The following is a 12,557-nucleotide window of genomic DNA, read 5'->3' on the forward strand; positions in this document are numbered from 1 at the left end:
AGGCGCATCTAAGGCGCGCTCAGCCGTCTTATGTCCACCACCGGCAGCCCACCGCGCTGCGCTGCTTCCAGGCCTTGCTCGCTGTCCTCGAACACCAGGCAGCGAGCAGGCGGCAGCCCCAGTCGCCGGGCGGCCTCTAGAGGGATAGCAGGATCAGGCTTGGCCTTGCCGACATCGTCGATGGTCACAATGGCGCCGAACAGCTCGACCAAACCCAGTGCGGCCAGTGAGTTCAAGACAATCTCGCGTGATCCACTGGATGCCACCGCCATGGGCTTCACCCCGGCAAACCGCCTGGCGATGGCAGTTACCTGGGTGATCTCACGCACATGCCGGGAAAGGTTGGCCAGGTAGTGCTGGCGCATCGTCGCCACCACCCTGGGGCGATCCAGCGTGACCTGGTGGCTCTGTTCGAAATGCGTCATCAATTGCGTCTCGCAGAGCCCGCAGCGGGCGGCGTGCCATGCGCTGTCCATGCCCTTGCCAGACGCAGCGAAGCCCGCGCGCCAGGCGCTGGCGTAGGCGGGCAGGCTGTCGATCAGGGTGCCGTCGCAGTCGAAAATCAGGCCTTCGGCGGCCAGCAAGCGTGTTTCCAGTGGGGTGTCGAGTGGGTGTTTCATAACGCTTCGACCTGGCCGGGGTAGCGGGTTTGCAGCACCACGGCGAGGGCGTCCGGGCGCCAGAATTCCTGGTCGAACTCCACGGGCTGGCCGCGCTCGCCGAAGCTCAGGCGTTCCAGGTAGAAACTGCTCGAGCCTGGGGAGACTTGCAGCAGATCGGCCTGAAAGTCGTTCATCGTCTCAGGGTGCATGCACAACTCGCTGCGCGACTGCACGCGGCCGAAACGTTCGCGCAGCAGGGCGGTCAGCGAGGTGTTGAGGTCGACGTCGAGCAAGGCGGGGCACCAGTCGGCAACCAGCACATTGCACTCGAGCAGCACCGGGCGTTGGTCCACGTAGCGACGGCGCTGCAGGTAGAACACCGGCTCCTCCGCATGCTCCAGGCCCATGCGCTTGGCCAGCCAGGCCCCGGCTGGGCGGCGCTCGGCGTGCAGGCACTCGGTGCGTGGCGTGCGCCCTTGGGTGGCGACGTACTCCATGAAGCCTGTGATGCCGGTTGGGTCGTAGCGGATGCGTGGGGGGCTGACGTACCAGCCGCGGCGGTCCTGGCGGTAGATGACGCCGTCGGTTTCCAGCAATTGCAGTGCCTGGCGCAGGGTCACCCGTGTGCAGCCGAAACGCTCGGCCAGGTCGCGCTCTGCGGGCAGCTTGCTGTCGGCGGGCAGGCAACCTTTGGCCAGGTCACTGGCCAGTTGATCGCGGATACGCAGGTAATGGGGCTGGCTGGCGCGCCAAGTGGCCTGTGGCTGCGACTCGCTGACGAACGAGGTGCGAAACGGGTTCATGGCAATACCTCGGCGCTTGCAAGCAGGGGCTGTTGCTGGGCCAGCAGTTCGTTGCGCCAGGCCAGCAGGCCGTAGGCGGCCAATACCACGAAGCCGGCGTACAGGGCCGCCGTGAGTTGCAGGTCCTTGAACAGGAACAGCCCGACGTAGGCGCTGTCGAGCACGATCCACAGCCCCCAGCTGGCGACGTATTTGCGTGCCGCCCAGAAGCTGGCCACCAGGCTGAGCGAACTCAGCAGCGCATCGACCCACGGCGCGGAGGCATCGGTGTAGCGCTGCATGACGGCGCCAAGCAGTACTGCGCCAGCAAGCCCCGCCGCCAGGCTGACGATGGCCTCGCGGCGCGGCAGGCGTTGCACGCCGACCTTGCCGGCGACGCTGTAACCCTGGCTCCAGCGCCACCAGCCGTAACCTTGCAGCACGGCGAAGACCAGTTGCAGCAGCATGTCGCAATACAGCTTCACGTCGAAGAATATCCAGGCGTAGAGCAGCACGGCGACCACGCTTACCGGCCAGCACCAGCGAATACGTTGGGTGGTAAGCCACACGCCGAGGATATTGAACAGCACGGCGATGATTTCTAACGTTGACATGGGCGCCTCCTCGGCAGCGTCAGTACTGGGGCTTCAAGACCTTGTGCTTGAAGGCGCGCTTCTGTTGTTCCGACAACCCTTCGCGCCCCTGATACGGCGCGCTGTACCAGCCGCCATAGGTGGGGTTGGGCAGCAGGAACCAGCGTTCACCCAGCCAGGCGAAGTAGGGGCGGGCCGCGTCGAGCTGGGCCTGCTGGCTGCCGCGGGTGGCCATGAAATCACCGAAACTGTCGCCCAGCTGCATCAGCACCCGCGCCTGAGTCCCCACCCAATGACGGCGGCAGGTCTTGTCCGAACCGCTGGCCTGGCAACCGCCAATGGCGGTGCCGGCGGTGAGGATCTGGGCGCTGCTGTCGATGGGGAAGCCGGCGCGGCGCAGGTTTTCCAGGGTTGCCTGCTCCTGGCCTGGCGCTCGGTTGGTCAGGTAGTACGGCGTGATACCACGGCGCACGGCGGCCTGCAGGAAGTCCACTGCGCCGGGCAGGGCAGGGGCTTTGGCGCGGTCGACCCACTGGTACCAGGCGTCGTAGTCATAGGGGCGGTCATTGATGATCGAACGGGCGTTGAGCGGGACGTTATCCAGCAGGGTTTCGTCGATGTCGATGATCAGCGCCGGTGGCAAACCGTGTAGCGCGCGCGGTGCGTGTGCCAGCGCATCCCAGGCGGGGTCGGCCAAGGCCCTATCGAGGTGCTGGGTGGCACTGGCATACACCTGGCGGAACAGCAGGTCGTGTTCCACCGACGTCTGGGTCCAGAGCACTGCATCGAGCTGGTCGTTAGCGGGCGGGTGCTGCTGGCAACCGGTGAGCAGCGTTGCCAGCAGGGTGGCGATCAGCGAGACGGACCGGGTCATGGCGATTCCTCAGAAATTCACGGTGGCGGACAGGCGAGCGGTGCGCGGCGCACCCTGGAACAGGTAGCCATCCCCCATGTATTCGCCCACATCACGCCAGTAGCGTTTGTCGAAGAGGTTGTCCACGGTCAGGCGCACTACGGTTTCGTAGCCCTCCAGGTCCAGGGTGTAGCGCGCCCCGGCATCGAACACCGTGTACCCGTCGACCTTCACGTTGCCGGCCTGGCTTGCATACTTGCTGGCGCTGTAGCGCAGGCCGCCGAGCAGGGCCAGGCCCTTGATGCTGGCGACACTGTAGTCGGCGTGCAGGCTGGCGCGTACGTTCGGCACGTTGATCGCCTGGTGCCCTTCGTAGCTGTCAGTGCCGCTGTCCTCGACCCGGGCGCGGATGGCCGCGGCACTGGCCGACACCTGCAACTGCTCGGTCAGGTGCCCGCTGGCGGACAGTTCGAGGCCGATGTTTTCCTGGTCGCCTTGCTGCACGTAGGTGAAGCTGCCGTCGCCATTGGGGCGTGAATACTGGTAGGCCTTGCTGACGCGAAACAGCGCGGCGCCGAGGCTTAAGCCCCGCCAGTCACGCTTGGCACCTACCTCCAGTTGCCGTGAAACCGTGGGCGGCAGGATCTCGTCGGCATTGGTGGTGAACCACGCCGCTTCACCGCCCAGTGACAGGCCTTTGCTGTAGCTGGTGTACAGCGAGATGTCCGGGCGCGGTTTGTAGATCAGTGCCACGTTGGGCAGGAACTCCGAACGTTGGGTATGGCGCGTGGTGTTGCCGTCGATATCGAAGGTTTTTTCGTCCAGGCGCACCTGGCGGCCACCCAGAATGGCCTGCCAGTGTTCGCCGTAGCTCAGCCGGTCGCTGAAGAACAGCCCGTACTGGCGGCTGTCCAGGCGCCGATAGGTGTGGCCCAGCGGTTCGCTGGTCGGCGCAAAGTCGGGTACAGGCTGGTAGATGTTGGCAGTGCCCACCCATTCGTTGACCGAGTCGCGGCGGTCGACGATACGGCGCAGGGCGCTGCTGCCGACGGTCAGCTCATGCTGCAAAGGGCCGCTGTCGAAGCGCCCGCTCAGTGCCGCCTGGAGCTCGTCGTTGCGGCGGGTATCGTCGGGGTTGCGGAAGTCGTAGACATCGTAGTCGCCCTCGGGGCTGAAGTAGTTGGGCACGGCGGAGCTGGCGCAGCTCGGGGCGCCATAGCAGCCCCAGGCGAAGGCGCTGTAGTCGTCGATCACCACCCGGCTGCGCGAAGCGCTCAAGTTGGCGCTCCAGTTGTCGTCGAAGCGGTACTCGAAGCGGCTGCCAAGGTTGAGCGAATCGATACCCACCGGTTTCGACCAGCGCTGGTCGGCCAGGCGGTCCTTGGGGTCGATGCCGCTGGGCACCACGCTACCGCCGAGTAGCTGATAGCCCGGCACCGAGCGCTGTTCGCGGGTCTGGTACTCGGCATCCAGCTGCAGCAGGGCGGCATCGCTGAGGTTCCAGTCCACGGCCAGGGAGGCGAAATCGCGTTTGCCGTCCGAGTTGTCCACGTAGGAGCGTATGTCTTCGTGGGCGAAGTTGGCGCGCACGCCCAGGCGCTGCTCGCTGTCCAGCCAGCCGCCAAGGTCGGTGGCCACATAGCGCTCGCCTGATTCGTTGCTCGCGACGGTGACTGAACGTACGTTCTGCGGGCGCTTGGTGACGTAGTTGACCAGCCCGCCCGGCTCGGAAACGCCACTTTGCAACCCGGAAAGGCCTTTGAGCAGCTCGACCTGCTGTTTGTTTTCCAGCGCGACGTTCTGCTCGCCGGTGATAGTGCTGCCGTTGATCTTGTAGCTGTTGGCGGCGCTGAGGGAAAACCCGCGAACCACGAAGTTTTCGTAGTAACCGATCGGCGCATAGCTTTCGCCGGTCGAGGCGTCGTTGCTGAGCACTTCGCTGAGCAGCCTGACCTGGCGGTCCTTGAGCAGTTGCTCGGTGAACACCGCAACCGAGGCCGGCGTATCGAGCAGTGGCGCCTCGCCCAGCCCCCCCACCGAGGCTGAGGTGGCTTGGTAGCTGTTGGTCTGTGCGCCCGTCACGGTGATGGCCTCCAGCAGGGTGCTGTCTGCCCAGGCCAGGGCCGGGTTCAATGACAGGCTCAGCAGCCCCAGCGCGAGGCCGTGACGGTGTTGAAAAGACAAGGATGAAGCCATGAACGAACTCCTGGGTGACCAGCGGTGTGGCACCGAAAATCGGGTAAACCTGTGCTCGCGATGCCGCGCCTATGCAGCGGCGACAGCATCGTTGAGCGGGCGCTTGAAGGGGGTGTAACTTCAGGCCGGCGTTGCTCCGGTGGTCATTGGTAATGCAGGGTCAGCTGCCCATTCCTGCAGCGAGCCGTCATAGATCGAAACGCCCTGGCGCCCCAGGCGCGTCAGGGCCAGGGCAGTGGCGGCCGCGGAAATACCGCCGCCACAGTAGAGGACCAGTGGCTGGGTGCCTTCGACCAATGCTGGGCCGAGTGCGCGGGCCAATGCGTCGGGCGCCAGGTAGCGGCCCTGCTCGTCGAACAGTTGCCGCGCCGGTCGGTTGAGGCTGCCGGGGATATGGCCGCGTCGGGCATAGCGGGTCACCGCGCTGCCCTCGAACAACCCCTTGGACAGCGCACATACCAGCGTGCCTGGGGCCTGTCCATCGAGTACGGCCAGCACGTCCTCACGGTTTGCCCAATACCCTGGATGGACGGTGAACGACACTGGCGAACCCGGTACACCAGCCAGAGCTTGTTCACCGCGAGCCAAGGGCAGGTTGGCCTGGCGCCAGGCCTTCAGGCCGCCGTCGAGCACCGACGCGGCCACGCCCAGGCTACGCAGCATCCACCACAGGCGTGCGGCCCAAAACCCCTCATGCCGGTCGTAGACCACGATGTGCCGTGCCTCGGCGATGCCCAGGCGTGCCAGCGCCGCGGCTGCCTCCGTCGGCGAAGGCAGGGCGAAGCTGTAGCTCGCTGCGGTGTCGGCCAGCTCGCACGTCAGGTCGGCATGCCGCGCCGTCGGGATGTGTTCGGCCAGCCAGGCCGCATGGCCACTGGCGACGCGGTAGTCGCCATCGAACTGGGCGGCGGCCAGTTCCACACTGGCGTCGAGCACCACCAGGCCCGGCTGTTGCAGGGCGTGGTGCAAGGCGTTGGGTGAAATGAGGATGTCGGGCATAAGGGCTCCTGTCAGCGCGCGCGTGCGATGCGGTGCAGATGATCGAGCAGGCGGGTGCCTTCGCTGTCGCCAAACCATTGGCCATGGCCGATCAAGAAATTGTGGTAGGCGATGTCGGCGTTGCTCCGGGATCCGACGATGCCCTGGAAGTAGTCGATTTCGGCGAGGGCGAAATCCACATGGACCAATGGCAGCAGCGCTTTGAGCGTGAGCAGGTCGGCCTGTGTCAGGGGCCGCTGGCTGTGGTAACCGGTCAGCAGTGCATCGACGGCGTCGAGGTCGGCGGCGGCGCGCCCGCCTGCATCGAGTTCAAGCCAGGGAATGCAATTGCGTTCTACCGCAGTGGCCAGGTCGAATACGGCGAAAGTTCGGTCACTCAGGCCGAAATCAAGGACGCTGCGCACCTGCGTGGTGTTTGCCGATTCGTCCCACAGCAGGTTGGAGGCGTGCCAGTCGTTGTGGGTCCACAGCGCCGGCTGGTGCTGCAGCAGCGGCAGCAGGGCGCGGTGATGGGGCAGGTAGAGTTCGCTCAGGGCCTGCTGCCAGTGTTTGTCTGCGAGGTAGTGAGCCAGTGCGGGCTGCTGCGCCAAGGCCGTTTCGATGGACGACAGCGGCGCGTGGTGGCTGAAGAACCGCAGGTTGGCAATCAATACGGGCGTGCGTCGGGCGCCCGCAGTGAAGCCTTCGGCGGCCAGGTGCAGGCGAGCAAGGGCAACGCCCGCCGCATGGGCGTGCGGCAGGCTGAGGAAGGGTGTCCACGACAGCGCGTCACGGTACAGGTCGTGGCCCTGCGCGCAGGGCAGCACCTCGTAAGTCCATTCACCCAGGGCCACCACGCTGTTGCCATTGCGGTCGAGCAACGGGGTGACAACGGGCGCGCCACGCTGTTCAAGGTGCTGAACGAAGCGGTGTTCCTCCAGCAGCCAGGCGGGCTGGCGGACACTGCGGTGGTGGCGTTTGACGAACAGCTCGCCCTGGTCTGTGCGCACCTGCGCGGCAGCCGAGAAGGGGCGGGGGCTGTGCCAGTGCAGCGGGCCCACGGTGCCAAGCCGCGGGAAATGGCTCAGTACCGCTTCCACATCCACCTGAGTCAGCGCGGGCCAGTCGGCTTCTACTGGCTGCACGCCCATGCCATGGGCCATGCGCAAGGGCTTGTTCATGCCTGTGGCTCCGGCAGGTAACGGTTACTGGTGGCACCACGCCAAGCGTCGGCGTCGGCCAGTACGCCGTGGTGGTGCAGCCACTGGGCGTAGGGGGCGATCAATTCTTCGCGTTGCTGGCCCCAGCGCTGCTCATGCAGCCAAGTGGGTGCGATGTGCTGTAGCGATTGGCTGAGCAGCGCCCTCGGAAAGTAAGGGGTGGCGGCCTCATAGGCGCCCAACGCGCTTTGCGGGTCAGCGGCCGCCGCGCGAAAGCCACGCTCGGTGGCGGCGAGAAAGGCGCGGGCGATCTCGGGGTTTTCCTCGAACCAGCGTTGCTGCCCGCCCAGCAGGTAGCTGTGATAACGCGGTGCGCCAATGTCATCGACTGGCCAGACCACACGTCGCTCGGCCGCAACCGGGCTGTCCATCAAGGCCTCCCAGGCCCAGTAGCCGCCAAAACTGGCGTCGGCAATGCCTGCCGCCAGGTCTTCCGGGCGCAGTTCGCGCACTTTGCTGTCGACGATGATCACGGCATCCGGGTCGCCGCCATCGGCGGCCACCAGATGGCGCACCATGGCCAGGCCACGGGGCGTGGGGTTGAGCGCCAGGCGTTTGCCTGCGAGGTCCCTGGGGCGGCGAATGCCGAAGTCGGTGAGGGTCTGGATCGATTCAAGGCCCCGATGGTTGATGGCCGCGACACCCAGCAGCGGCTGGCCGAGGCTGCGCCTGACCAGCAAGCGATTGCTGGGAAACACGCCGACATCCGCATCGCCGTTGAGCAGGTGCTCCAACGTGTCGCCATGGAAGGGGTCGGGCACTACCAGTTGCACCGACAAGCCGGCGTCCTGATACCACCCGCGCTCCCTTGCGACGTAGAACCCTGCCGAATTTGGCCAAGGGTGGAAATATTCCAGCATTACCCGTACAGCGTTCATCCTTTCGTGCTCCTTGGTGCCCTCGGGGCTCAGGGAGCAGATTTAACGGGTAGACATCTGGTATATACCAATATCGTTCGGTGCTATTTTTATTCCTTCAGGTAATAAACTGGCCTGCTTTAATTTCTTTTTGGCTGTGGCGCATTCGGTTCATGCAGCCTTTCGTTCGCCCTTGAGCATTTTCCTGTGCGCCTCCATGGCAATGCCCATCTCTTCCAGCTGATCTTTGCCCAGCAGTTTTTTCGCCGTGGGGAACAGCTCGCCTTCCTCTTCTTCGATGTGATGTTCAAGCAGCTCTTTCATCACCTTCACCCGCCCGGCAAATTCCAGGGTGCCGGTTTCGGTATGAAGCAGATCAGGAAGCACCAGCGAATCGACGGTACGGTGTTCTTCCTTGGCTTCGTAATACATCTTCGCCTCTTCCTTGCCGCCGGCTTTCTTGATGGCCGGGTAGAGGATGTCCTCCTCCAGTGCAGTGTGGACTTGCAGCTCCTGCTCGATCCGGTGCAGCAGTTCGGCGCGCTTTTTCACCGCTCGCTCGGTGGTTGAAGACAATTCAGCCAGCAGCTTCTTCACCAATTTATGGTCTTGAATCAACAGGTCGATAGCGTTCATGCAGGCACCTCATGGTGGTCGGAGAAAAACGGATTGCTGGGTACAAACTCATCGTTTCTGTTGCGGTGGACGTAATGTGCGTGCGAATGGTTCAAGTCTTTACCGCATGGTTCGCAGCGCGCAGACGAAGCGTCCAGGCCTGCAACAACAAGCCTCCTCATGGTCGTCAGAGGATCGGTTTGCCCCCTGTGACGCCGTAGCGTGAACCCGAGATATAACTGGCTTCATCAGAGCCCAGCAAAACGTAGATCGGCGCGACCTCGACCGGTTGCCCTGGCCGCCCCATGGGGTAGCCCGAGCCAAAGTTTCTGACGGCCTCATCCGGCATGGTGGCAGGGATCAACGGCGTCCAGATCGGGCCTGGCGCCACGCTGTTGACCCGGATGCCTTGCTTGGCCAGCAACTGGGCGAGGCCTGCGGTGAAGTTGGCAATGGCGCCTTTGGTGGCGGCGTAGGCCAACAGGCTGGGTGACGGGTCATCGGAGTTGACCGAGCTGGTGTTGATGATCGAGCCGCCCTTCGGCATTGACGGCAATGCCCGTTGGCAGATGCGGAAGATGGCGGTGATGTTGGTGTCGAACGTCTTCACCCATTCCTCATCGTCAATGTCGTCCAGGCTTTCATGGGCCATCTGGAATGCGGCGTTGTTGACCAGGATGTCGATACGACCGAACTGTTCCACGGTCTTGTCGACAATGGCGTAACAGTGCTGTTTGTGCGACAGGTCACCGGGCAGCAGGAGGCACTGGCGGCCCGCGGCTTCGACCCAACGCGCAGTTTCTTGCGCATCTTCGTGCTCATCCAGGTAGGCGATGGCAACGTCTGCACCTTCACGCGCATAGGCAATCGCAACGGCCCGACCGATGCCGCTGTCGGCGCCGGTGATCAAGGCGATTTTGCCTTCGAGCCGGTTGTGGCCTGTATAGGTCTGCTCACCACAGTCCGGGTACGGCTCCATCTTGCGCTGCGAACCGGGGACGCTTTGCGGTTGCGAGGGGAATGGCGGAGTAGGGTAGTCGCTCATGGTCGAAGCTCCTGCAGTTGAGAACGCTCATTACCGTTCGAACCGTGCGAGAAGCCAGTGTTGAAGTGGATGCTGGTTTTGAACGACGGACGGCCTGCCACCCACTTGCAATGAATTTTCGTTGAAGGGATCGCTCTATCGCTGATCAGCAGTGCGCTGCTCTCACCCCTTTCAGGAGCGCCCGAGTGCCTCGAATCATTACGCCCACCACCTCTGAGCATGAGATCGATCAGCAGAATGCGCGGATGTTCGGCACGCCCAAGGAACGCCTGGATTTCTATCGACGCGAAATCCAGTACGAGACCACTATCCTGGCCAACCGTACCGATGCGTATTTGGCCGCTCAGTCGTTCCTGGTCATCGCCTTCGTGTCTTCGATGAGCAACCTTAACCAGAGCTGGGGGGAAATGTTCACGTTGATCGTGCCGGCGTTTCTCGCCCTGCTCGGCGTGTTGAGCTCGTTGAATGCCTGGCCAGGCATCCGCGCGGCGTTCCGGATCATCGAGCACTGGCAGTTGAAGCAGAGCCACTTGCTGCGCAGTGAGCCGATGATGGGCCTGGCCTATGATGAATCGCCCTTATTCTGCGAGGCTGAGACGTCCCGGGCCGGGCACCGGAAATCCTTGCTGTTCTCCCTTCGCACGCCTTGGATTTTTCTCGGGTTCTGGGTTTTGCTGGGCAGCTACTCGGTGTATATCCAGCTCGCGTGACGGGCGCGCTGCTGTGCGCAAATGACTGCCAGCAAACCCTAGCGGCGCCTGCGTTGCGAACGGGTGAAGACAAACCCGGCAATGACACCCAGCAGCGCCGCACCTACCCATAATGACGTTTTATCTTTCTGAGTTCTCCAGCCACCGTCCACACTTCGCCGGTCATCGGGTGGCTCGAACAGATTCCCGGAAGATATCGCCGCGCTGGGGCTGCGGTTCAAGCCCCAGCGCGTGAGCCACCCTGACAACTGAGGCAGCCCCGGTACCAGGTAGCTGGCCAGATGGGCGAGGCGAGCGGCAGCGCCGACAGTGGTGCGCGCGCTCGGGGAAATGGCGCAGGCTACCATGGCGTTTGCCACCCGTTCCGGGTCGTAGATCGGCCCTGGGGGTGTCAGCGCGTGGCCGGTGTAGTTGCCTGCGTCCCGCAAGCCTGGCGTGTCCATGACGGCCGGATAAAGATCACACACATGAATGCCGGGGAACGCCGTCAGCTCACCGCGCAGCGCTTCGGTCAGGCCACGCAGGCCGAACTTGCTCGCCGAGTAGGCTGCCGCATAGGGTTGGGCGATCCAGCTGCCAAGCGACAAGGTGTTGATCAGTATGCCGCTGCGCTGTGCCTTGAAGTAGGGAAGCACCACGTAAGCGCCGCGCAGATAACCGACCAGGTCGGTTTGAATCACCTGCTCATGTGCCTCTAGCGGTGTTTCGTCGAAGCTGCCCAACGCGCCAACCCCGGCGTTGTTGATCCAGATATCGATACGTCCATGGCCAAACTCGGCAGCTTGGGTGGCCAGGGCTGCCACTTGATCGCTGTGGGTGACGTCGGTGGTGATGGCGACAGCGTCCGTGCCGCAGTCGGTGCATTCATCCAGCACGTCGAACAACGCTTCCTCATCGCGTGCCGCGAGCACCAGGCGCGCACCTTTGCAGGCAAACGCATGCGCAGCCGCCCGGCCTATGCCGCTGGAGGCGCCGGTGATGACCACGACCTTTCCGCGCAATGGGCCTTTGATCGGCGTCGGGCTCATTGGCATGGAGTGCTCTGGGGCTGGTGAGTCTTCGCTGTCGTTAGACGGCAGTGTGGCACTGGCTTCTAGGGCGCAAAGCTCAAGGGTGGTTCCATCAGCCATTACCAGCTTCAAGCCCTCGATGGTGCCCGCTATCCGATCCGGGAAGACGGGTTCGCCTTCAGCATCCAGGCTGTCGTAGATGAACTGCGTGCCTTCGAGCCAGCCGACCGCAGTCAGCAGTTCGGGGCCGAGGTAATACTTGCCGTCTTGAAAGTACCCCGGGAACTGATGGGCGCGCTCGACGTTCTCCACGCAATAGCGCTCGCCTGGTTTCATACCTGTCGCTTGATCGATCATGGTGAAAACCCCTTTTCTGAAAGCCGGCTGTGCAGCAGATATTGCAGTGAGTAAGCAGGGGAATCCGTTGGGCAGGACAAAGTTCAGAGCAAGCGTTTCAGCGGTTTTTTTTTAGCGGCGGATGGACAGTGCTTACCGTTTGTTGAAACCTATACAAAAAGCTATTCTTGTACAGGATTTTCCCAATTGTTCGAGGTAAGCATGGTGCCTCCTGCGCGTTGGGCCAGCCTGTGCGTGCTGATGGTTGCGCTGTCGACCGTGGCGGCGGACTGGCGAGCCGAATTGCCAACGGCGCAACCGTTGGGTGCTGGCGATTTCACGTGGTTCGGCGTGCGCCTATACAGCGCCCGGCTGTGGACAGTGGGCCCGGTTCAGGACTGGAACCAGCCCTTTGCCCTGGAACTGCGCTACCACCGATCGCTGTCCAAGGAGACGCTGGTAGACGCGAGCCTTGCGGAGATACGCCGCCTTAACGCCAACATCACGCCGCAGCAGCGCGCAGCGTGGAGCAAGGCCCTTGAAGGGGCATTCGTGGATGTGCGCCCAGGTATGCGTATCACGGGTGTGTACCTGCCAGGCCAAGGGGCTCGCTTCTATGTCGATGGCACACTCAGCCAGGTAATCGCCGACCCGGAATTTTCCCGAGCATTCTTCGCCATCTGGCTCGACCCACGGGCCAGGGACCCACAGCTGCGCCAGCGCCTGCTCGGGCGGGCGGGCAACGACCGAGGGACGTAAA

General features: G+C 63.5%; 13 protein-coding genes. 2 read left to right on the forward strand and 11 right to left on the reverse strand.

From position 1 onward, the window contains the following. Positions 1-8 precede the first annotated feature (8 nt). The 10 genes from D886_RS0124855 to D886_RS0124900 form a co-directional block, all read right to left on the reverse strand. Positions 9-620, reverse strand: a complete 612-nt coding sequence (locus D886_RS0124855) for an HAD family phosphatase (RefSeq protein ID WP_050580789.1) — start codon at positions 618-620, stop codon at positions 9-11. After that, positions 617-1,405: a GntR family transcriptional regulator gene (locus D886_RS0124860; RefSeq protein WP_081717558.1), complete on the reverse strand. Its 789-nt coding sequence runs from the start codon at positions 1,403-1,405 to the stop codon at positions 617-619. The genes D886_RS0124855 and D886_RS0124860 overlap by 4 nt, the downstream gene beginning before the upstream one ends. After that, positions 1,402-1,998, reverse strand: coding sequence for a nicotinamide riboside transporter PnuC (gene pnuC / locus D886_RS0124865; RefSeq protein WP_027596479.1), 597 nt, complete (start codon positions 1,996-1,998; stop codon positions 1,402-1,404). Before pnuC ends, D886_RS0124860 begins: the two co-directional genes overlap by 4 nt. Positions 1,999-2,017: 19 nt before the next feature. Beyond that, positions 2,018-2,851, reverse strand: coding sequence for a 5'-nucleotidase, lipoprotein e(P4) family (locus D886_RS0124870; RefSeq protein WP_027596480.1), 834 nt, complete (start codon positions 2,849-2,851; stop codon positions 2,018-2,020). Between the two features lie 9 nt (positions 2,852-2,860). Continuing rightward, positions 2,861-5,026, reverse strand: coding sequence for a TonB-dependent siderophore receptor (locus D886_RS0124875; protein WP_050580790.1), 2,166 nt, complete (start codon positions 5,024-5,026; stop codon positions 2,861-2,863). 120 nt (positions 5,027-5,146) lie between these two features. Continuing rightward, positions 5,147-6,025, reverse strand: coding sequence for a sulfurtransferase (locus tag D886_RS0124880; RefSeq protein WP_050580791.1), 879 nt, complete (start codon positions 6,023-6,025; stop codon positions 5,147-5,149). An 11-nt stretch (positions 6,026-6,036) separates the two neighbouring features. Beyond that, entirely contained in the window at positions 6,037-7,185 is a 1,149-nt protein-coding gene (locus D886_RS0124885; protein ID WP_027596483.1) for a phosphotransferase enzyme family protein, read from the reverse strand. After that, positions 7,182-8,102 carry an ABC transporter substrate-binding protein gene (locus D886_RS0124890; protein ID WP_027596484.1) on the reverse strand — a complete coding sequence of 307 codons (921 nt, stop codon included), beginning with the start codon at positions 8,100-8,102 and terminating at the stop codon, positions 7,182-7,184. Before D886_RS0124890 ends, D886_RS0124885 begins: the two co-directional genes overlap by 4 nt. 150 nt (positions 8,103-8,252) lie before the next feature. After that, a complete protein-coding gene (locus D886_RS0124895) occupies positions 8,253-8,717 on the reverse strand; it encodes a hemerythrin domain-containing protein (RefSeq protein WP_027596485.1) in 465 nt (154 codons plus the stop codon). 166 nt (positions 8,718-8,883) lie between these two features. Then, on the reverse strand, positions 8,884-9,741 hold the full coding sequence (locus D886_RS0124900) for an SDR family oxidoreductase (protein WP_027596486.1): 858 nt from the start codon (positions 9,739-9,741) through the stop codon (positions 8,884-8,886). Positions 9,742-9,926: 185 nt separating this feature from the next. On the opposite strand from D886_RS0124900, the gene D886_RS0124905 reads away from it, so the two are divergent. After that, complete coding sequence (locus D886_RS0124905; RefSeq protein WP_027596487.1) at positions 9,927-10,451, forward strand: hypothetical protein; 525 nt, start codon at positions 9,927-9,929, stop codon at positions 10,449-10,451. A gap of 38 nt (positions 10,452-10,489) precedes the next feature. Here the strand turns inward: D886_RS0124905 and D886_RS0124910 are convergent, their stop codons facing one another. Continuing rightward, positions 10,490-11,818, reverse strand: a complete 1,329-nt coding sequence (locus D886_RS0124910) for an SDR family oxidoreductase (protein ID WP_027596488.1) — start codon at positions 11,816-11,818, stop codon at positions 10,490-10,492. A gap of 201 nt (positions 11,819-12,019) precedes the next feature. Here D886_RS0124910 and D886_RS0124915 point away from each other — a divergent pair, with 201 nt between their 5' ends. Next, positions 12,020-12,556 carry a chalcone isomerase family protein gene (locus D886_RS0124915; RefSeq protein ID WP_027596489.1) on the forward strand — a complete coding sequence of 179 codons (537 nt, stop codon included), beginning with the start codon at positions 12,020-12,022 and terminating at the stop codon, positions 12,554-12,556. Position 12,557 lies beyond the last annotated feature (1 nt).

The organism is Pseudomonas sp. LAIL14HWK12:I7, assembly GCF_000483465.1.
GTDB lineage: Bacteria > Pseudomonadota > Gammaproteobacteria > Pseudomonadales > Pseudomonadaceae > Aquipseudomonas > Aquipseudomonas kermanshahensis.